Below are 20290 nucleotides of genomic sequence, written 5' to 3' on the forward strand. Positions count from 1 at the left end.
CCCTTCCCCACCGGCCCCACCACCACCACCAACCTCGTCTGCCGCTGCCGACGACACCACACCTTCAAACACCACCCCGGATGGGCCTTCACCATGACCCCCGATGGCACCTGCACCTGGACCACCCCCCTCGGCCGCATCCACACCACCCACCCACGCAACGCCACCGACGTCGCCGCCTGACGGCTTCTCGCGTCTCGCCGACAGCCTGCAAGACGATGCCGACGACATGGTTCAGATGAGGTCGTCTCCATCAAGAACGTCACCCGCAGACGGTGCCGAATACATCAGCCACCTTGAGATGCGCGGCCACCTTGACGGGCGCAGCCACGGAGCCGGGCGCCGTCAGCGGACCGCGCCGCAGCTAGAGGACAGGCAGGTAGTCGTCCTGCTCAGGCACTCCCCATCGAGCAGTGGTCGCGAAGTACTCCCACTGGTCGATCTGGCGCGGCCGGGTGCGGGACTCGAAGTGGTAGAGCTCGCAGTTGGCGACCCACACGATGTCGTGGCCTGCGCGGCGCACCTTGTAGGAGAGGTCGACGTCGTTGAAGTTGACCGGCAGCGTCTCCGAGAGCCCACCCACCTCGTCGTAGACCTCGCGGCGCAGCGCGGCGCACGCTGCCGTGACGCCCGAGACCTCTCGGCTGATGACGAGGTCACCGAGCCGGCCGGGGTCGGCCATGACGGTGCCGGTGTAGGGGTGGGTGTACTCCCCGTCCGTGTAGCGGTGGCCGGCGTGCTGGATGGTGCCGTCGGCGAAGTAGAGCTTGGCCCCGGTCATGCCGATCCGGGGGTCGTCGAGCGGCGCGACGAGGTTCTCGAGCCAGCGATCCGAGATCACCCGCACGTCGTCGTTGAGCAGCACGATCCGTGACCCGGTCGAGCGGACGACGCCGACGTTGCACTTCTCGCTGAAGTTGAAGGCGTCGCGGAACGGCACGAGCACGAGCTTGTCGCCGGCGATCCGGCGCAGCTCGTGCAGCACGTCGGTCGGGGTCGGGGCGTCGTAGACGACCACGATCTCGAGCTCGGGGTGCGACGTCTTGGCCAGCACCGAGCGGACGGCTTCCACGACGAAGACCTGCTTGGTGCCCCAGACGATGCCGCTCTGCCCGATCGTGGGGATGACGACGCTGACCCGGGTGCTCGGGTCCAGCGACCCCTCGACGACGTAGTGCCCGAAGGCCTGCGGCGCGTCGACGACCGTGCCGTGCAGCCCCCGGCGGTCGATCGCCTCCTGGACGGCCTTGCGGCCGGCGACCGCGGCATACGGCTTGGCCTGGGCGTCACCGGCGGTCGAGCCGGGCACCACCCGCCAGTGGTAGAGCACCTCGGGCACGTGCACGACCCGGCGGGCGCGCTCGGTCACCCGCAGCACGAGGTCGTGGTCCTGGCTGCCGTCGAAGCCCTCTCGAAAGCCGCCGACCTGCGCCACGAGGCTGCGTCGCAACACCGAGAAGTGGCAGGTGTACATCTGGCCGAGGAGCCTCGTGGGCGACCAGGCCGGCTTGAGGAAGGCGTCGTAGTAGCGCCCCTCGTGGTCGACCTTGTCCTCGTCGGTGTAGACGTAGTCGACGTCGTCGTGAGCCCCGATCGCCGTGGCGACCTCCTCGAGGGCGGTCTCGGCCAGCAGGTCGTCATGGTCGAGCAGGGCGACGAACTCACCGGTCGCCGCGGCCACCCCGTCGTTGGACGCCGCGACGATGTGACCGTTGGCCTCACGCTCGACCAGCCGTATGCGGGTGTCCTCCGCCGCGGCCCGCCGCAGCTCGGCGCGCACGGCGGGGTCGGGGGAGGCGTCGTCGACCAGCACCCATTCCCAGTCAACGAAGGTCTGGTCCAGCACCGAGGTGATGGTGTCGCGCAGGACCGCGACGTCCGGGTTGTAGACGGGGGTGACGATCGAGAACAGCGGTGGGCGAGGCGTGCCGTCGGTCACGGGCGCACCCGGCGCTTGACCTTGGCCAGCGGCTCCATCACGGCGCCGCTCATCCGCCAGCGGGTGGACTGCTCCACCTCGTGCAGCCGCTGGCCGTAGCTGCTCAGCTGCTCCTGCATGCGCACGCACTCGGCTTGGGCGCGGGCCAGGTTGGCCCGGGCGGTGCCGACCTCGGCCTCGGCCCCCACCGCGTGGTCGCGCAGCACGAGGATCTCGTGGCGCAGCGCGGCGATCGTCTCGCCGTCCTCGACCTGGCTGAGCTGGCGGTGCGCCTCGAGCAGCGAGGCGCGCTTGACGCCGACCTCTTCACGCAGCGGCCACATCGCGCTCTCGTAGCGGTGCACGACGTCGCGAGTGGTGAGGCTGCCCCGCTCGAAGTAGGCCGCCCAGGGCGAGAGGAAGGACAGGTCCGTGTCGGTGCGGCGGAAGAACCCTCGGGCGGCGAACTCGGCGGCCCAGTCGGCCACCGGGTGGACGTTGACGTGGGTCGGCTCGTCGAAGTCGCGGGGGGTCGACGAGATGACGGCCCGGTCGGTGACGGCGCAGATGTTGTCGATGGCCGCTGCGGCGTCCGGCGGGGCCATGTGCTCGAGCACCTCGATGCAGGTCACGAGGTCGTAGCGGCCGTCGATGGGCGTGGTGGCGCTGCCCACGCGCAGCCGCGACCGCACCTCGGGGTCGGCGTCGTCGATCGCGGCCTGCGAGATGTCGAACCCCTCGGCCTGGCTGCTCCCGGCGGCGAGGAACGCCTGGGTCAGCATCCCCTTGGCGCAGCCGACGTCGAGCACCCGCTCCGCGGGTCCGGTCGTCGCGATGATGCGGCCGGCGACGTGGGTGAAGAAGTTGCGCCACCCGGCGCTGCTCCAGGCGTAGGGCTCGTCGCTGTCGGAGTAGTGCCGGTAGTAGGCCTCGCTGTAGTCCATGGCGGTGGTTCCGCCGGTCGAGACGGCCGTGGCGTCGCTCACGTGGGAGTCCTCGGGATCGTGGTGCAGGGAGCTGGGGAGGGAGGCTGCACCGGGCAGGCTTCCCGGGCCGTGAGTCTAGCCCCGACGCGTCGGACCGCCCGCCGGGCGCGGGCGGTAGAGTGACGCGCCCCGCCCTTCCCGACCCCCCTGGCGCCCCCCGTAGACGAAGGTCCTCCCTGCATGACGATCGTGCTCGTCGACGCGACGGCCCTGCCGGCCGACCGTGGTGGGGTCGGTCGCTACGTGGACGAGCTGGTCAGCCGGCTGCCCGGACTGGGGCTCACGACGCACGTCGCGGCGGCCGCCCGCGACATTGAGCGCTTCGCGCAGTGGATAGGGCCAGAGCACGTGCACCCGTCCCCGGTGTGGGCTGCGCGCACCCCCGTGCGCCTGGCGTGGGAGCAGTCCGGGCTGGCCGCCACGGCGCGCCGGGTGGGGGCCGACGTGGTCCACTCGCCGCACTACACGATGCCGTTGCTGCTGGCCCTGCCCGGCGGCCCGGCCCAGGTCGTGACCCTGCACGACGCCACGTTCTTCAGCCTGCCTCAGACCCACCTGCCGGCGAAGCGGCGCTTCTTCAGCGCCTGGACCCGGGCCTCGGTGCGCCTGGCCGACCGGTTGATCGTGCCGAGCCGCGCCACCCTCGACGAGGTGCGCGAGCACGTCGGGGGGGCGCCCGAGGCGTTCACGGTCGTGCCCCACGGCGTCGACCACGAGCAGTTCAAGCCACCGACGCCGGCGCAGGTCGCGGCGGTGCGCGCGCGCCTGGGGCTCGCTGACGGCACTCCATACGTCGCCTTCCTCGGCACCCTCGAGCCGCGCAAGAACGTGCCCGCCCTCGTCGACGCGTGGGTGCGCGTCTGCCGCGACCGGCCCGACCCCCCGGCCCTCGTCGTCGCCGGTGGCCGCGGCTGGGACGACGAGGTCGAGCCGGCCCTCGCCCGGGTGCCTGCGCACCTGCAGGTGGTGCGCCCCGGCTTCGTGCCCGACGAGCTCGTGCCGGCGCTGCTCGGGGGGGCGCGGGTCGTGGCCTACCCGGCCCTGGGGGAGGGCTTCGGGCTGCCGGTCCTCGAGGCCATGGCCTGCGGCGCAGCGGTGCTCACCACCCGCCGTCTCTCGCTGCCCGAGGTCGGTGGCGACGCCGTCGCGTATGCCGCGTCACCCGACACCGCCGACCTCGCCACCGCGCTCGCGGCCCTGCTCGACGACCCGGAGCAGCGCGAGCGGCTGCGGGCTGCCGCGCTGACGCGGGCGGCGACCTACACGTGGGAGGCGACCGCGGCAGCCCATGCGCGGGTCTTCACCGAGGTGGCCCGTGGGCACTGACCTCCTCCCCGTGCGCATCGTGGTCATCACGTGGTTCCCGGGGGAGCACCTGCCCCAGCTGCTCGAGTCCGTGCGCCGGGCCAGCAAGCGACCAGTGCCCGTCACGGTCGTCGACAACGGCTCGCTCGACGGCACGGTCGAGTGGGTCCGCGCGCGCGAGGGCGACCTGCTGACGCTGGTCGAGACCGGTCGCAACCTCGGCTACGGCGGCGGCGCCAACACGGGCGTCGAGCAGGCGCCGGAGGAGTGGGTGGTCGTCGCGAACTCCGACCTCACCTTCGACGACGGTGCCCTCGACGAGCTGCTCGAGGTCGCGAGCCGGTGGCCGCGCGCCGGGGTGCTCGGCCCGCGGATCCTCACCACCGAGGGTCTGCTCTACCCGTCGGCGCGCGAGCTGCCCTCGCTCGGGCGCGGCGTCGGTCATGCGCTCTTCGGGTGGATCTGGCCGCGCAACCCCTGGACGGCGTCCTACCGGCGGGAGCGGGGCGAGCCCCGCGAGGAGCGCGCCGGCTGGCTGTCGGGCGCCTGCATGGTGCTGCGCCGCGAGGCCTTCGAGTCGGTGGGCGGCTTCGACGAGGCCTACTGGATGTACTTCGAGGACACCGACCTGTGCGAGCGGCTCGGGCAGGCCGGCTGGGACGTCGTCTACGCCCCCTCGGCGACGGTGCGCCACCACGGCGGTGCGTCGACCTCACGCGACCTCGTCGCGAGCTCGCGGGCCCACCACGACAGCGCCTACCGCTACCTCTCCCGCCGGTATGCCGGGTGGCCCTGGCTGCCGGTGCGCCTCGCCCTGAGGCTCGGGCTGCGTGCCCGCTTCGAGCTGTCGCGGCGGGTCACGCGCATCGTGCACGGGGCGCAGCCCACGCGCGGCGACGGCTGAGGCCCTGCCCGCTCCGTTACGATCCAGCGTCGTCACCACGCAGCCTCAGGAGTCCCCTTGTCCGGCACTCGTCCCGCTCCATCCGCCCGATCGCCCCGGTCCACCCGGGGCCGGCTTCCGCTGACCGTCTGGGCGATCACGGTGCTCTGGGCGGCCGTGCTGCTGGGGGCTGGACTGGTCTGGCCGATGGCCTACGGCTACGACGAGCCGCAGCACATCGACATGGCCTACGTCTACTCGGGGGCGCCGTTCACCTTCTACGACCCTGCGCAGCTGCCGCCCACCCGGGCCAGCGCGGGTCTGCAGTCGCTGCAGCCCGGCTTCCCCCCGCGGGTCGCGTTCCTCGACGCCCCGATCGCCCCGCGCAGCGATCGGCAGTCCTTCGAGCAGCTCGGAGGTCGGGCCTTCGTCGTCGGCGGCCAGCCCAACCAGATGATGCAGCACCCGCCGCTCTACTACTGGACCATGGCGGTGGTGCTGCGACTGCCCGGCGTCGACCACCTGGCGTGGGACGTGCAGGTCTGGCTGATGCGCCTGGTCAGCTCACTTCTCCTGCTGCCGGTGCCGGTGCTCTGCTGGGCCACGATGCGGCGGCTGCTCCAGGTGAGACGACCGGGCGGGGGCACGGCTGACGGGCAGGAGACCGTGGGTGACGAGGTGGTGCGCCAGGCCCGCATCGAGGCGTCGGCGGCCGGCCTGACCGCCGCCGCCGTGCTGCTGACCATCCCCAACCTCGCCCGGGACGGGTCGGCCGTCACGAACGACACCCTGCTCGTGCTCGCCGGGTCGGTCCTCGTGTGGGGTCTCGTGCGGGTGATGACCGGCGACCTCAGCCTGCGGGTCGCCACCTGGGTCTCGGTGGCGCTCGCCGTGGCCCTGCTGACCAAGGGCTTCGGGCTGGTGTTCCCGCCCGTGATCCTGGCCGCCTACCTCGTGGCCGGCTGGCGCCGACGCGCCGACGGCGGCCTCGGGCGGGCAGTCGCCGCCCTGGTGCGACCGCTGCTGGTCGTGGCCGTCGGCGGGGCCATCGGCATCACGTGGTGGGTGCGCAACCTCGTGCTCTACAAGACGCTCCAGGTCAACGGCATGGGCGAGGCGACCCAGATCCGGGCCTACGGGCTCCCCGACGGCGGCGGACCGATCTCGAAGTTCCTCCCCGACTTCTCGTCGCAGTTCGTCATGCGCATCTGGGGCGGCATCGGGCTCGCCGACACCCCGAGCATGGGCCCGGTCCTGACCTACGGCTGGTTCTCGCTCGTCGTGGTCGGCATCCTCGTGGCCTGCACCGCCCGCTCCCGCAACGGTGCTCGCGGGATGGCGCTGGTGCTGACGGCGTCGGTGCTCCTGACCTTCGCCGTCGTCGGGGCCGGCTCGCTGGCCGCGAACCAGAAGTGGTCGAACGTCATCTCGGGCGCCCAGGGGCGCTACGTCTACCACCTGGTCGTCGTGCTGGCCGCGGTCTCGGTCCTCGGCTGGGTGCGGGTGCTGCGGCCGGCCTCGCTGCCGCTGCTGGCCCCGGTCGTGCTGATCGGTGGGCTGGTCACGACCGTTGCAGCGTGGGTCTTCATCCTCGAGCAGTGGTACACCCCGCTGAAGGGCTCGGGCCCCGGCACGCTGCTGTCGGGGGTGCACGGCCTGCTGCGGTGGTCACCGCTGCCGTCGACCGTGACGGTGCTGCTGGTGTTCGTGCTGCCCACCGTGGCCAGCCTCTTTGCGCTGGTCGTGCTGGTGCGCGACGGCCGGGCCGGGGCCCGCGAGGTGCGCGCCGCCGAGGAGCGGCTGGGGCTCGCCACGGTGTGAGCGCCGTGTGAGAGGGCCGTGCGAGGGCCGTGCGAGGGCCGAGCGAGGGCCGAGCGGATGCGGTGAACCGGTGACTCGTTACTCTGGCGCCATGCTCGCTGCCTACGCCGCCACGACCAACGCCACCGACCCGCTCAGCGCCCTCGAGGTCGGCGAACGCCCCGCCCCGCAGGCCAGGGAGGGGTGGTCCTCGGTCACCCTCAAGGCCGCGGGCCTCAACCACCACGACGTGTGGTCGCTCAAGGGCGTGGGCCTGCCCGCCGACCGGTGCCCGATGATCCTCGGCTGCGACGGCGCAGGCGTCGACCCGGACGGCCGTGAGGTCATCGTGCACGCCGTCGTGGGCAGCCCGGGGTGGACCGGCGACGAGACCCTCGACCCGAAGCGCTCGCTGTTGTCGGAGATCTACGACGGCACCCTCGCGGAGCAGGTGGCCGTGCCCACCCACAACCTCGTGCCGAAGCCGGAGGGGATGTCGTGGGAGACCGCCGCCTGCCTCTCGACGGCGTGGCTGACGGCATACCGGATGCTGTTCACCAACTCGGGCGTGCAGCCCGGCGGCACCGTGCTCGTGCAGGGCGCCGGTGGCGGCGTCTCGACCGCGCTCGTGCAGCTGGGGCAGGCCGCGGGCTACCGCATGTGGGTGACCAGCCGCGACGAGGACAAGGCGGCCAAGGCCCTCGCGCTCGGCGCCGACCGTGCCTTCGGCTCGGGCGAGCGGCTGCCCGAGCGGGTCGACGCGGTCATGGAGACCGTGGGGGCGGCGACCTGGTCGCACTCGGTCAACTCGCTCAACCCCGGCGGCACCATCGTCATCGCGGGGGCTACCTCGGGCGACGCCCCGACCAAGGCCGAGCTGACCAAGATCTTCTTCAAGCAGCTCCGCGTGATCGGCTCGACCATGGGCTCGCGGGCCGAGCTCGAGCGGCTGGCCGCCTTCGTGACCCTCACCGGCATCGCGCCGGTCATCGACAGCACGATGCCGCTGGCGCAGGCCCGCGACGGGTTCGCGTCGATGGCGCAGGGCGACGTCTTCGGGAAGATCGTCTTCACCCTCTGACGCCGCCGCCAGCGCTGCCGATCGGGCCCAGGTGTGGCCGGCCCCGGGCAGGTGCCTGTCCGGGGCCGACCGGACCGGGCCCGGATCGGGCTGGGCACAGTCGGTCCGGGCGGAGCTGGCTGGGTGGTTCCACCTCCGCCTCTCAAGCGTGACGGAGGTTGCTCGCAGTACGAATAGTCCGTTGGGTCTGTTCACAGTGTCGGAGGGACCCGGGGAGTGCGGTGTGTGCTGAGCACCGGGACCCACACGTTGTCCACAGGGCGGCCGTCGTGAGCCGCATGGGGGTGCGTGCGCTGGCTACGATGTGCCGCACGGGCGCTGGTGCGGTCGTGGGCCGCCCGGGGGCGGCTCTTCGGGGTCATCGGTGAGGGGTCTGGGTCGTCGTGTCCGACGCGGTGCGGGTGGTTGAGGGTGAGGTCCGTGAGCTGATCCGGCGCTCGGGTCTCGACCCGGCGCGTCATCTGGTGGAGATCAGTGCGCTGGTACGTGAGGTGGTCGCCGACTACGACGACCGGTCGATGCACGGCGGGATGGCGACGCTGGGTGACCTCGGCGAGGTGCACAAGTCGGTGATGGACACGGTGGCGGGCTACGGCCCGTTGCAGCGGTACTTCGACGACCCGGCGGTGGAGGAGATCTGGATAAACGCCCCCTCGCAGGTGTTTGTCGCCCGCGGTGGCGTGAGCGAGCTGACGACGACGATCCTGACCGATGGTGAGGTGCGTGACCTGGTCGAGCGGATGCTCCGCAGCTCGGGGAGACGGGTCGACCTGAGCTCGCCGTTCGTCGATGCGATGCTGCCCGACGGGTCGCGGTTGCACGTGGTGATCCCGGACATCACGCAGGAGCACTGGTTCGTCAACGTGCGCAAGTTCGTCGTCAAGGCCGACCACCTCGACGACCTGGTGCGGCTGGGGACGCTGACGCGTCAGGCGGCGACCTTCCTTGATGCCGCGGTCGTCGCGGGGCTCAACATCCTGGTCGCGGGCGGCACCCAGGCGGGCAAGACGACGATGCTCAACTGCCTGGCCGCCGCCGTGCCGGCGCGGGAGCGGGTCGTCACGTGCGAGGAGGTCTTCGAGCTGAAGATCCCGCTGCGCGACGTCGCGAGCATGCAGTGCCGCCAGCCCAGTCTCGAGGGGACGGGTGAGGTGCCCTTGCGGCGGCTGGTCAAGGAGGCGCTGCGGATGCGGCCCTCGCGCATCATCGTCGGGGAGGTGCGCCAGGCCGAGGCGCTCGACCTGCTCATCGCCCTCAACTCCGGGCTGCCGGGCATGTGCACGGTGCACGCGAACTCCGCCCGCGAGGCCGTGATGAAAATGTGTACGTTGCCGCTGCTCGCCGGCGACAACGTCTCCTCCCGCTTCGTCGTGCCGACCGTCGCCTCGGCCGTGGACATCGTGATCCACCAGGCACTGGAGCGGGACGGCGTGCGCCGCGTGCGCGAGATCGTCGCCGTCCCCGGGCGGGCCGAGTCCGACGTCATCGAGGTGGCCGACCTCTTCGGTCGCCGTGGGGGTGTGCTGCGCCGGCTCGACGGGTTCCCGCCGCACCAGGACCGCTTCGAGCGTGCTGGCTACGACGTCGCTGCCCTGCTCGCGCAGGAGGTCTGACGTGGCCGCGCTGGCGATCGGTCTGATGCTCGGCGTCGGGCTCTTCTGCATCTGGTGGTCGTGCTGGCCACCCGACCCGATGCCCGCCCGGGTGCGGTCGAAGCCGAGCCCCACCGCCCGTCTCGCCGACGAGATCGCCCAGGCGGGCCTGTCGTCCTTCACGCCAACGAGCCTGATCGGGCTGAGCATCGGCGCGGCCCTGCTCGTCTTCGTCGCCTTCGCCGCCAGCACCCGGGTGGTGCCCGTGGCGCTGGCCTTCGCGGTCATCGCGGGGTGGGCGCCGATCGCGATCGTGCGGATGCGGGCCCGCAAGCGGCGGGCCCAGCTGCGTGACCTGTGGCCCGACGCGGTCGACAACATCGCCTCGGCCGTGAGGGCGGGGCTCGCGCTGCCCGAGGCCCTGAGTCAGCTGGCCGTGCGCGGGCCGGAGGAGCTGCGGCCCGCTTTCGGCGCCTTCGCCGAGGACTACCGCTCGTCCGGGAGGTTCCACGAGTGCCTCGACCGGCTCAAGGTCAGGCTGAGCGACCCCGTGGGTGACCGGCTGATCGAGTCGCTGCGGATCGCCCGCGAAGTGGGCGGGGCCGATCTCGGCCGCCTGCTGCGCACGCTGTCGACCTTCCTGCGCGAGGATGCCCGCACCAGGGCCGAGCTCGAGACGCGCCAGGGCTGGACCATCAACGCGGCCCGGCTGGCGAGCGCTGCCCCGTGGGTCGTCCTCGCGATGCTGTCCTTCCAGAGCGCCTCGTTGCAGGCGTACTCGCGGCCGGCGGGCGTCGTGGTCCTCGCGATCGGCGCGGCGGTGACGGTCGCGGCCTACCGGATCATGATCAGGATCGGGCGGCTGCCCGAGGACGAGCGGGTGCTGCGGTGAGCGGGTTCGCCGGATGGAGCTGGGTGGGAGCGCTCATCGGGCTGGTCGTGGCGGCGGGGCTGGTGCTGGTGTTCCAGGGTCTGCCGGTCAACCGACGACCCGGTCTGGACGAGCGGCTGGAGCCGTACCTGAGGGACGCGCCTCGTCCCTCGCGACTGCTGCGGGGTGTGGCCGGCGCGCCCAGCCTGGGGCTGGCGCGGGTGCTGCGGCCCCTGCTGGTGAACCTTGCGGGGCTCGCTGACCGGTTGCTCGGAGGCACGGCAAGCGTGCGCCGACGGCTCGAGCGGGCCGGACGGCCTCCCGACGTCGAGCGGTTTCGGGCCGAGCAGGTCATCTGGGGTGCTGGTGGCGCTGCCCTCGGCCTTGCGCTCGGTGTTGCCGCCGTGGTGACGCGTGGGGCAGGTGTGGTTCCGGTCGTGCTCGTCGTCGTGGCGGCCACGTTGGCCGGCGCCCTCGCCCGTGACCAGTGGCTCAGCCGGGAGGCGAATCGGCGCGAGCAGCGTATGCTCGCCGAGTTCCCCACTGTCGCAGAGCTGCTCGCCCTCGCTGTGAGTGCCGGCGAAGGGGCTGCTGGAGCGCTCGACCGTGTCTGTCGCCTCTCGCGAGGGGTGCTGGCCGACGAGCTCGCCGCCTGCCTCGCCGATGCCCGCGCGGGAGCCAGCCTGCCCGTGGCCCTCCAGGGTCTGGCCGACCGCACCGGCCTGCCCAGCCTCGCCCGGTTCGTCGACGGGATGGTGGTCGCCGTCGAGCGCGGCACCCCGCTGGCCGACGTGCTGCGCGCCCAGGCGCAGGACGTCAGGGAGGCCGGCCGCCGCCAGATCATGGAGGAGGGCGGACGCAAGGAGATCGCCATGATGGTGCCCGTCGTCTTCCTCGTGCTGCCCGTCACCATCCTCTTCGCCATCTACCCCGGGGTCAGCTTCCTCCGCTTCCGGATCTAGGTCGCAGCTGACGCAGGCCCCGCGGGACCCGGTTGTCGCCTACCGTCTCCCTCAACCGCTAACACCCAGTCACTCCCCAGCAACTCCCCAGCCAGCCTTATCAAGCCCACCCATTGCCCTGCTCGGAGGACACACCATGACCCGAACCACGTTTTCGATCCACCGCCGCCTCATGGCTGCTGGTCACCGGGACCGGGGCGACGTGCCCGGCTGGGTGCTCATCACGGTCATGACGGCGGGGATCGTCGCGGCCATCTACGCCTTCGCCCAGCCTGCTCTCCTCCAGATCTTCACCACGGCGATCAACAGCGTCAAGGGTCCCTGAGCTGGTGCCCGCGCCGCCCACCGGGGTGCTCGCCCTGCGCCATCCACGTCCCGACTTGGTGGCGTGGTGGCTGAGGAGGCGCCTGAGCGGTCGTGAGCGAGGCAGTGCCATCGCGGAGTTCGTCATGGTGTCGGTGCTCGTGCTCGTCCTCGGCATCGGGGTGCTGCAGCTGGGGCTGCTGCTCTACGTGCGCAACACGCTCGTCTCTGGTGCGTCGGAGGGCGCCCGGCTGGGCGCCCGCCTCGGGGCTGCCCCCGGCGAGGGTGCCGAGCGCACCCGTGATCTCGTCGAGCGCAGCCTCAGCCCCTCCTACGCCCAGGCGGTCAGCCAGTCCACGCAGACGACGGCCGACGGGGTGCTGGTCGTTGACGTGACCGTCACGGCGCCGCTGCCCGTCTTCGGCCTCCTCGGCCCCTCGGGCACCCTGACGGTGCAGGGCCGCGCCTTCCTGGAGTCGCAGTGAGCGGCGCCCCGACGTCGTGCGGTGGCCACCACGGCCGACACCGTATGCGGTCGACGCCGTCGCGGTCGCTCCTGACTGCCCTCGCCGTCCGCACCCGTCTGCGACTGGGGGCGGCCGACGAGGGACGGGCCATCGTCGAGTTCATCTTCGTCGGGGTCCTGCTGCTGGTGCCGCTGGTCTACCTGGTGATGGTGGTGGGCCAGCTGCAGGCGGCGTCCTTCGCGGTGTCGGCGGCCTCGCGCGAGGCGGGTCGGGCCTACACGACCTCACCGAGCCAGGAGCAGGCCGAGCCCCGGGCCCGGGCGGCGGCCGCGCTGCCGCTGGCCGACTTCGGCTTCGACTCGGGCACCGACCTGCAGCTGGTCTGCGACGGGTCTCCGTGCCTGCGGCCCGAGGGCCGGATCTCGGTGACGTCGACCGTGACGGTGGCGTTGCCGGGAGTGCCCGACCTGCTGGCCGGGGTGCTGCCGGTCAGCATCCCGGTGTCGGCGACCCACGTCGTCACGGCAGACCGGTTCGCGGGCCGATGAGGGGCTCCCTGGCCCGGCGGCTCCATACGCTGCGGGGCTCGCGCCGTGACGGCGGTTCGATGACCATCCTGATCCTCGGGCTGATCGTGGTGGCGCTGGTCGTGATCCTCGGCGGCATCGACGCGACGGCGGCGCAGATCGCGCGCACCCGTCTGCTCGACGCGGCCGATGCGGTCGCTCTCGACGCGGCTGATGCGATCGACGAGCCGGGCGCCTACACGCAGGGGATCGGCGCGTCGGTGACGGTGAGCACCCAGACCGTGGTCGCGTCGGCCCAGCAGGGCCTGGCCGGCCGGCCCCGCCCGACCGGGGTCAGCGCCTGGCGTCTCGGGCCGGGCAGCGGGTCGCCCGACGGTCGCACCGCCGTGGTCGTGCTCGAGGGCGACGCCGACCTGCCGTTCGCCAGCGGCGTGCTCTCGGCGCTGGGCAGCTCGGTGACCATCACCGTCGTCGGGCGCGCCCGCGCCGACCTGCGATGAGGCCTCACGCGCTCGCTGCCGTAGGCTGAGCGACCGTGGCTGTCGACTTCGGTGAAGAGATCAAGACCCTGCGTGCGACGATGGACTCCGTCCGCGAGGTGACCGACCTGGCCTCCCTCGAGAAGCAGATCACCGACCTCGAGGCCGCCGCCTCGGTGCCAGACCTGTGGGACGACCAGGAGCGGGCGCAGCAGGTGACCTCCGCCCTGTCGCGGGCCAACAGCGAGCGCGACCGCGTCATGGGCATGGACAGCCGCATCGAGGACCTCGAGACCCTCGTCGAGATGGCCACCGAGGACGGCGGCGACGCCGACACCCTCGCCGAGGCTGAGGCCGAGCTGACCAAGGTCCGGAAGGCCGTCGGCGAGCTCGAGGTGCGCACGCTGCTCGGCGGGGAGTACGACGAGCGGTCGGCCGTCATCACCATCCGCTCCGGTGCCGGTGGCGTCGACGCCGCCGACTTCGCCGAGATGCTCATGCGGATGTACCTGCGGTGGGCCGAGCGCCACGGCTACCCCACTGCGGTGATGGACACCTCCTGGGCCGAGGAGGCGGGGCTGAAGTCCGCGACCTTCGAGGTCAACACGCCCTACGCATTCGGCCACCTCACGGTCGAGGCCGGCACCCACCGCCTCGTGCGCATCAGCCCCTTCGACAACCAGGGCCGACGCCAGACCTCCTTCGCCGCGGTCGAGGTCATCCCGCTCATCGAGTCGACCGACTCGGTCGAGATCCCCGAGAACGAGCTCAAGGTCGACGTCTTCCGCTCGTCGGGTCCCGGTGGCCAGTCGGTCAACACCACCGACTCCGCGGTCCGCATGACGCACATCCCGACCGGCATCGTCGTGTCGATGCAGAACGAGAAGAGCCAGATCCAGAACCGTGCGGCCGCCCTGCGCGTGCTCCAGTCGCGCCTGCTGCTGCAGCGCAGGGCCGAGGAGGACGCCGCCAAGAAGGAGATGGCCGGCGACATCAAGGCCAGCTGGGGTGACCAGATGCGCTCCTACGTGCTGCACCCCTACCAGATGGTCAAGGACCTGCGCACCGACTACGAGGTCGGCAACACCTCGGCGGTCTTCGACGGCGACATCGACGGCTTCATCGAGGCCGGTATCCGGTGGCGGCTCGGAGCCGACAAGCAGGACGCGCGCGACCGCGAGCGCTGAGCGCGCACGCGCCACGCCGGGGGAGCGGGGATTCTGGTGATCGACAGGTGGCGCCCGTAGCCTCGACAGGCACGCGCGCTCGTCCGTGTGCCCGTCTGCCCGTGTGCCCGTATGCAGCGTCGCCCGTCCCGCGTTAGGCCTCCCCGATGATCCTCTTCGACCGCGTCACCAAGTCCTACCCGCGCACCACGCGCCCGGCTCTCGACGAGGTCTCGGCCGAGGTCGAGCGGGGCGAGTTCGCCTTCGTCGTGGGTCAGTCGGGCTCGGGCAAGTCGACGCTGCTGCGCTTGGCGCTGCGCGAGGACGTCGCGACCTCGGGCCGGGTGCTCGTCGCCGGCCGCGACCTCGCCCGCCTACCCGAGCGCAAGGTGCCGATCCTTCGCCGCGAGATCGGCGTCGTCTTCCAGGACTTCCGCCTCCTGCCGGGCAAGAACGTCTACCAGAACGTCGCCTTCGCCCTGCAGGTCATCGGCACCTCGCGGTCCACCATCCGCCAGACGGTGCCCGAGACCCTCGCCATGGTCGGCCTCGAGGGCAAGGAGAAGCGTCTGCCGCACGAGCTCTCCGGTGGTGAGCAGCAGCGGGTCGCCATCGCCCGCGCCGTGGTCAACAAGCCGGCGATCCTGCTCTGCGACGAGCCTACGGGCAACCTCGACCCGGCCACCAGCCTCGACATCGTCGCCCTGCTCGAGCGGATCAACCGCTCCGGCACGACGATCGTCATGGCCACCCACGACGACGAGATCGTCAACTCGTTCCGCAAGCGCGTCATCGAGCTGCAGCTGGGGCGCGTGCAGCGCGACCAGCGCGAGGCCGGCTACAGCGTCACCGGGTCGGTCCTGCCGGTGATCACGCCCCGCACGCCCGACGGCCACGTCGAGGCGTGGGTCGACCCCACCGCGGCCCCGCCGGCCCGTGGCGCCGAGGAGGGCGACGACGACCTGGTCGCGTCATCAGCGATGACACCTCCGGGCTCCGAGGCCGAGGAGCCCCGCCCGTCCCGCCGCCGGCTCTCCCTGCGCCGTTCCTGAAGAGCTCTGAGAGGCAACCGCGATGCGCGTCACCTTCCTCGCCGGCGAGATCGCCGGCGGTCTGCGCCGAAACGTGTCCATGGTCGTGTCCGTCGTCCTGGTGACGATGATCTCGATGTACCTGCTCGGCCTCGGCCTCCTCGCCCAGCGCCAGGTCGACACCATGAAGGACTACTGGTACGACCGGGTCCAGGTGTCGGTCTTCCTCTGCGTCGACAAGTCGCTCTACCCCAGCTGCGGTGGGCAGGCGACCACCCCCGAGCAGCGGACGGCGCTGCAGACGCAGCTGACGGCGATGAAGCCACTGGTCAAGGACGTCTACTACGAGTCGCAGGCGCAGGCCTACGCCCGCTTCACGGAGCAGTTCAAGAACTCGCCGCTCGGTGACCAGGCCACCGAGCGGGCGTTCGCCGACTCCTTCCGCGTCTCCCTCTCCGACCCCGACAAGTACGACGTCATCGCCTCCTCCTTCGAGGGGGCGCCGGGCGTGGGCAAGGTGCAGGACCAGAAGGAGCTGCTGAGCAAGTTCTTCACCTTCATGAACGTCGTGTCGTGGTCGGCCATCTCGCTGGCCGTGCTGATGGTGATCTGCGCGATCCTGCTGATGGCCACGACGATCCGCCAGAACGCCTTCAGCAGGCGACGGGAGACCGGCATCATGCGGCTGGTCGGGGCCTCGAACCTCACCATCCAGTTCCCCTTCGTGATGGAGACGGTCATCTCGTCGCTCATCGGGGCGGGTGTGGCGATGGGCCTGCTGTGGGCCACCGTCCGGTACGGCGTCTCGGGCTACCTCAGCGGCGCCCTGCTCGACACCGCCTTCATCGGTGTCGGCGACGTGGCCCTGATCGCGCCGTGGGTGGTGGCGGGGGTCGTCGGTCTGGCGGTCGTCACCTCGGGCTTCACCCTGCGCCGCTACCTGCGCGTCTGATGTCGGTGCCTGTCTTGCTCAGGTCGGGCGGGACCGGGTCGATGCACGAGAGGCCGGACACACCTGGCCGCCCGCGACCGTTTCACGGGTCTGTGTGTTACCAATGATCACTATGGGACGGGTGAGCATGGCCGCTGCACGCAGACGGGGGCTGAGCCTTGCCCTGGTGCTGGCCAGCGTGACCGCGCTCGGGGTCGTCTCGCCGACCTCGGGGGTCGCTGACACCGGCGACGACAAGCGCGCAGCCGATCAGCGCGTCGCAGCCGCGCAGGACGCCCTCGAGGGCACCTCGGCCGCGCTCGTGAAGGCCTACGAGGCCTACCAGGCCACCCTCGCCCGCGTCCCGGCCGCGCAGCGTGCGCTCGCGTCCGCCCAGGCGCTGGAGCGCACGGCGAGCCAGCGCAACGACGAGGTGGCCGCCCGTCTGGCCGTGGCCCAGGCCAACGAGGCCCGCGCGATCCAGCAGGTCGCCGACAACGCCGTCGCGCTCCAGCAGACGCAGGACGCACTCGACGGATTCGCGGCCGACGTCTTCCAGGGCGGCGGCGAGTCGCAGCTCTCTGTGGCGATGGGCGCGACGAGCCCCGACGACTTCGCGTCACGGCTCGTGCTCGCCGACACCGTCACCTCGCTGACCAGCTCCGCGATCAGCGACCTGCAGAACGCCCGCGCCGAGGACACCGCGCAGAAGGCCTACCTGACGGCCGTGCGGGCCGAGATCGTCGTGCTCCAGGCCGAGGCCGAGGCGGCGCTGGCGACGGCGACCCAGGCACGCGAGAGCGCCCAGACGGCGAAGGCCTCGCTCGACGCGCTCGTGCGGCGGCAGTCCGCCCAGGCCAGTGCGCTCGAGGCCGAGAAGAAGGCCGACGAGGTGGTCGTGGCTGCGGCTGCGGCCGACAGCCGCCGCCTGCAGGCGCTGCTCGTGGCGCAGGCGGCGCGGGCGCGGGCGGCCGAGGCGGCGGCTGCGGCCCGCGCCCGGGCCTCCGGCCAGGTCTACGTCAGCACCAGCGGTGGGACCGGCTTCCTGCGCTACCCCGCCAACGCCCCCGTCACCTCCGAGTACGGTCTGCGCCTACACCCGATCCTGCGCGTGTGGAAGCTGCACAGCGGCACCGACTTCGGTGTGCCGTGCGGCACCCCGGTGTATGCCGCGGCCGACGGCACCGTGATCAGCGCCGGCTGGGGGGGTGGTGACGGCAACCGCATCGTCGTCGACCACGGCATCGTCAGCGGTGTCGACCTCGCCTCGACCTACAACCACCTCAGCCGCTTGGTCGTGACCGGTGGACGCGTCTCGCGCGGCCAGCTCATCGCCTACTCCGGCAACACCGGGTACTCCACCGGCTGCCACCTGCACTTCGAGACCCTCGAGAACGGCGCGTTCGTCAACCCGCGCAAGTGGATCTAACCCGGGCCACCCACCGGCTCGGCCGTAACTCCGTACGGGAGGGTCTGCCCCACCGGGTAGCGTAGGTCCGTGGTCAAGGAGCGAGGTCAGAAGGTGGTCGCGAGCAACCGCAAGGCTCGCCACGACTACCTCATCGGTGACACCTACGAGGCCGGGCTGGCCCTGTGGGGCACGGAGGTGAAGGCGCTGCGCGCCGGCCGGTGCTCACTGGTCGACGGCTTCTGCCAGTTCACCGGGGGCGAGCTGTGGCTCGAGGGTGTGCACATCCCGGAGTACACCCAGGGCACCTGGACCAACCACGCCCCTCGGCGGCGGCGCAAGCTGCTGCTGCACCGCGACGAGCTGCTCAAGATCGACGCGAAGACGCGTGAGAGCGGGCGCACGATCATCCCCCTGTCGGTCTACTTCAAGGACGGCCGGGCCAAGGTCGAGATCGCAGTCGCGACCGGCAAGAAGGAGTACGACAAGCGGCACGCGCTGCGCGAGCGGCAGGACCTGCGCGAGAGCCAGCGGGCGATGAGCAGCAAAGAGGACCGGTGACCTCACGCGTGGGGGCGGGGTGGGCCGTGGTGCTGGCGACGGTGCTGATGGTCCTCTTCCCGGCCACCGCGCAGGCCGCCACCGGCGACGTCATGACGTCGGTCGACGTCGCCATCACGCTCGACCGGCAGGGTGGGGCGACCTTCCGCGAGACGATCGCCTACGACTTCGGCCCCGGCACGCACCACGGCATCTTCCGCGACGTCGTGACCCGGCAGGCGGTCACCGACGACCAGGGCCAGGACGGGCGGCCGGGTGACCGGTACCGCTACTACGACCTGGGCGACGTCTCCGCGAGCAGCCCCACCGGCGCCCCGTCCGGCGTCGAGCTGGTCGACCAGGGGCTCTCGACCCGGATCCGCATCGGTGACCCCGACACGCTCGTCGACGGTCCCCAGACCTACGTGATCGGCTATCACCTCGCCAACGTGATGAACGCCTTCGGCGACACGGGGTCAGGAGCCCACGTCGAGCTCTTCTACAACGTCTTCAAGGACGACCCCGTCCCGAAGGACCGGCTGCGGATCACCGTCACCGGCCCAGGTGGCGTCACGCAGGTGCGGTGCGCCCGGGGCGGCTCAGGCACCGACACGACGGGCGACGGCAGCCCCTGCGACGCAGCGATCCCGGGCAACCCCGCCTCGTTCGTGCTGACGGGCGTAGGCAGCAACGAGGACGTCACCATTGCCGCGCAGCTGCCCACCGGCGGCTTCGACGCCCTCACCCCCGACGTGCGCACCGGCACCAGTGGCTACTCCGTCGGTCAGTCGCGCGTCCTGTCGAGCCTCGCCCTCGGCGGCGGGCTGCTCGTGCCGTTGCTCGCGGCAGGCGGCATGGGGGTGCTCGTCGCCACCCGCGGCCGCGACGAGCGGTATGCCGGCCTTACCCCTGGCCTCACCCCGGGCCCGACGGCGGCCGGCTCCGCCCCCGTGGTGCGTGGCGGGTCACCGGTCGTGGCGGTGCAGTTCACGCCGCCGGCCGGGGTGCAGCCGGGCATGGTCGGCACCCTCATCGACGAGAGCGCCGACACGGTCGACGTCTCGGCCACCGTCGTCGACCTCGCCGTACGCGGCTACCTGCGCATCGAGGAGACGCAGACGGCAGGAGTGTTCAAGCGCACCGACTGGACCCTCACCCGGCTCGAGGCCGACCCCGACCAGCCGCCGCTGCGGGTCTGGGAGTCGACTGTCCTCGAGGGACTCTTCGGGGACAGCAACCCGGTGCAGCTCTCCGCGCTCAAGACCCACTTCGCCACCACCCTGGCCGCGGCGAAGGCGCAGATGTACGACGACGTGGTGCAGCGCGGCTGGTTCCGGCGCAACCCCGCCAGCCAGCGGGCCGGGTGGCAGGCCCTCGGCTTCCTGCTCATCGGGGCCGGCGTGGCGTCGGCCGTCTGGCTCGGGGGCGCGACCAGCGACATCGACCGCACCGGCGGCATCGGCATCGGGGTCCCGTCGGGGATCGTGCTCGGGATCGGCCTGTTACTCGCCGGGCTGATCGTGCGGGTGCTGGGCTCGCGGATGGCCGCCCGTACGGCGCAGGGCTCGGCCGTCAACGCGCAGGCGCTCGGCTTCAAGCGCTACCTCGAGACGGCCGAGGCGGGTCAGATCCGCTTCGAGGAGGCCCAGTCGATCTTCAGCCGCTACCTTCCCTACGCGATCGTCTTCGGGGTCGCCGACCGCTGGGCCGGCACCTTCGCGCAGGTGGCCGAGGCGGCTCAGGCGGCGGGCCAGCCCCTGATCATGCCGACCTGGTACCTCTACGGTGGCAGCGGCTTCCCCGACTTCGGCAGCATCGCCGACGGAGCCGGCAGCTTCGCCACGACCGCCGACGGCACCTTCGCCGCGTCGGCGACCACCGGTGGCTCGGGAGGCTCGGGCTTCGGCGGTGGGGGCGGCTTCTCCGGCGGCGGTGGCGGCGGCAGCAGCTCCGGCTCCTGGTAACCCCCACCCCCACCCACATACGCGTTCCAGACCAGGGAAACCCGTCGTCTCGGGCCTTCGCGGATCTCCAAACAGC

The 20290-nt window shown here is 71.9% G+C and carries 19 protein-coding genes; 17 read left to right on the plus strand and 2 right to left on the minus strand.

The genetic code is table 11. The features are described from left to right. Positions 1-364 precede the first annotated feature (364 nt). Complete coding sequence (locus V3N99_16620) at positions 365-1939, minus strand: glycosyltransferase (GenBank protein ID MEO3938364.1); 1575 nt, start codon at positions 1937-1939, stop codon at positions 365-367. Continuing rightward, positions 1936-2904: a methyltransferase domain-containing protein gene (locus tag V3N99_16625; GenBank protein MEO3938365.1), complete on the minus strand. Its 969-nt coding sequence runs from the start codon at positions 2902-2904 to the stop codon at positions 1936-1938. The genes V3N99_16620 and V3N99_16625 overlap by 4 nt, the downstream gene beginning before the upstream one ends. Before the next feature lie 180 nt (positions 2905-3084). On the opposite strand from V3N99_16625, the gene V3N99_16630 reads away from it, so the two are divergent. From V3N99_16630 to V3N99_16710, 17 genes are all read left to right on the plus strand, one after another. Next, complete coding sequence (locus V3N99_16630) at positions 3085-4230, plus strand: glycosyltransferase family 1 protein (GenBank protein MEO3938366.1); 1146 nt, start codon at positions 3085-3087, stop codon at positions 4228-4230. Continuing rightward, complete coding sequence (locus V3N99_16635) at positions 4220-5113, plus strand: glycosyltransferase family 2 protein (GenBank protein ID MEO3938367.1); 894 nt, start codon at positions 4220-4222, stop codon at positions 5111-5113. The genes V3N99_16630 and V3N99_16635 overlap by 11 nt, the downstream gene beginning before the upstream one ends. A gap of 57 nt (positions 5114-5170) precedes the next feature. Continuing rightward, positions 5171-6913 carry a hypothetical protein gene (locus V3N99_16640; protein MEO3938368.1) on the plus strand — a complete coding sequence of 581 codons (1743 nt, stop codon included), beginning with the start codon at positions 5171-5173 and terminating at the stop codon, positions 6911-6913. Between the two features lie 91 nt (positions 6914-7004). Then, positions 7005-7973, plus strand: a complete 969-nt coding sequence (locus V3N99_16645; GenBank protein MEO3938369.1) for a zinc-binding dehydrogenase — start codon at positions 7005-7007, stop codon at positions 7971-7973. Between the two features lie 383 nt (positions 7974-8356). Further along, positions 8357-9586: an ATPase, T2SS/T4P/T4SS family gene (locus tag V3N99_16650; GenBank protein ID MEO3938370.1), complete on the plus strand. Its 1230-nt coding sequence runs from the start codon at positions 8357-8359 to the stop codon at positions 9584-9586. Position 9587: 1 nt separating this feature from the next. Further along, positions 9588-10457 carry a type II secretion system F family protein gene (locus tag V3N99_16655; GenBank protein ID MEO3938371.1) on the plus strand — a complete coding sequence of 290 codons (870 nt, stop codon included), beginning with the start codon at positions 9588-9590 and terminating at the stop codon, positions 10455-10457. Further along, the gene (locus V3N99_16660) at positions 10454-11398 is read left to right on the plus strand and encodes a type II secretion system F family protein (GenBank protein ID MEO3938372.1); all 945 of its coding nucleotides are present in this window, start codon (positions 10454-10456) and stop codon (positions 11396-11398) included. The genes V3N99_16655 and V3N99_16660 overlap by 4 nt, the downstream gene beginning before the upstream one ends. A gap of 172 nt (positions 11399-11570) precedes the next feature. Beyond that, a complete protein-coding gene (locus V3N99_16665) occupies positions 11571-11723 on the plus strand; it encodes a hypothetical protein (GenBank protein MEO3938373.1) in 153 nt (50 codons plus the stop codon). 4 nt (positions 11724-11727) lie between these two features. Further along, positions 11728-12186 (plus strand): TadE/TadG family type IV pilus assembly protein, encoded by a 459-nt coding sequence (locus tag V3N99_16670; GenBank protein MEO3938374.1) that lies wholly within the window; start codon positions 11728-11730, stop codon positions 12184-12186. 44 nt (positions 12187-12230) lie between these two features. After that, entirely contained in the window at positions 12231-12716 is a 486-nt protein-coding gene (locus V3N99_16675; GenBank protein ID MEO3938375.1) for a pilus assembly protein, read from the plus strand. A gap of 59 nt (positions 12717-12775) precedes the next feature. Then, the gene (locus V3N99_16680; GenBank protein MEO3938376.1) at positions 12776-13195 is read left to right on the plus strand and encodes a pilus assembly protein TadG-related protein; all 420 of its coding nucleotides are present in this window, start codon (positions 12776-12778) and stop codon (positions 13193-13195) included. 35 nt (positions 13196-13230) lie between these two features. Then, entirely contained in the window at positions 13231-14361 is a 1131-nt protein-coding gene (gene prfB / locus V3N99_16685; protein MEO3938377.1) for a peptide chain release factor 2, read from the plus strand. A gap of 146 nt (positions 14362-14507) precedes the next feature. Continuing rightward, on the plus strand, positions 14508-15392 hold the full coding sequence (gene ftsE, locus V3N99_16690) for a cell division ATP-binding protein FtsE (GenBank protein MEO3938378.1): 885 nt from the start codon (positions 14508-14510) through the stop codon (positions 15390-15392). Positions 15393-15414: 22 nt separating this feature from the next. Then, complete coding sequence (ftsX, locus tag V3N99_16695) at positions 15415-16323, plus strand: permease-like cell division protein FtsX (protein MEO3938379.1); 909 nt, start codon at positions 15415-15417, stop codon at positions 16321-16323. Positions 16324-16450: 127 nt separating this feature from the next. Then, positions 16451-17731 carry a peptidoglycan DD-metalloendopeptidase family protein gene (locus V3N99_16700; protein ID MEO3938380.1) on the plus strand — a complete coding sequence of 427 codons (1281 nt, stop codon included), beginning with the start codon at positions 16451-16453 and terminating at the stop codon, positions 17729-17731. A 69-nt stretch (positions 17732-17800) separates the two neighbouring features. Continuing rightward, on the plus strand, positions 17801-18271 hold the full coding sequence (gene smpB, locus V3N99_16705) for an SsrA-binding protein SmpB (GenBank protein ID MEO3938381.1): 471 nt from the start codon (positions 17801-17803) through the stop codon (positions 18269-18271). Continuing rightward, a complete protein-coding gene (locus tag V3N99_16710; protein ID MEO3938382.1) occupies positions 18268-20214 on the plus strand; it encodes a DUF2207 domain-containing protein in 1947 nt (648 codons plus the stop codon). The genes smpB and V3N99_16710 overlap by 4 nt, the downstream gene beginning before the upstream one ends. Positions 20215-20290: the final 76 nt, after the last annotated feature.

It is taken from the genome of Dermatophilaceae bacterium Soc4.6, assembly GCA_039889245.1.
GTDB lineage: Bacteria > Actinomycetota > Actinomycetes > Actinomycetales > Dermatophilaceae > Lapillicoccus.

What these genes read in the sequence shown, in the direction of transcription:
- V3N99_16700 (MEO3938380.1), top strand. Translation starts at nt 16,451, where the DNA reads ATGGCCGCTGCACGCAGACGGGGGCTGAGCCTTGCCCTGGTGCTGGCC.
- ftsE (MEO3938378.1), top strand. Translation starts at nt 14,508, where the DNA reads ATGATCCTCTTCGACCGCGTCACCAAGTCCTACCCGCGCACCACGCGC.
- V3N99_16630 (MEO3938366.1), top strand. Translation starts at nt 3,085, where the DNA reads ATGACGATCGTGCTCGTCGACGCGACGGCCCTGCCGGCCGACCGTGGT.
- V3N99_16665 (MEO3938373.1), top strand. Translation starts at nt 11,571, where the DNA reads ATGGCTGCTGGTCACCGGGACCGGGGCGACGTGCCCGGCTGGGTGCTC.
- V3N99_16680 (MEO3938376.1), top strand. Translation starts at nt 12,776, where the DNA reads ATGACCATCCTGATCCTCGGGCTGATCGTGGTGGCGCTGGTCGTGATC.
- V3N99_16675 (MEO3938375.1), top strand. Translation starts at nt 12,231, where the DNA reads ATGCGGTCGACGCCGTCGCGGTCGCTCCTGACTGCCCTCGCCGTCCGC.
- ftsX (MEO3938379.1), top strand. Translation starts at nt 15,415, where the DNA reads ATGCGCGTCACCTTCCTCGCCGGCGAGATCGCCGGCGGTCTGCGCCGA.
- V3N99_16645 (MEO3938369.1), top strand. Translation starts at nt 7,005, where the DNA reads ATGCTCGCTGCCTACGCCGCCACGACCAACGCCACCGACCCGCTCAGC.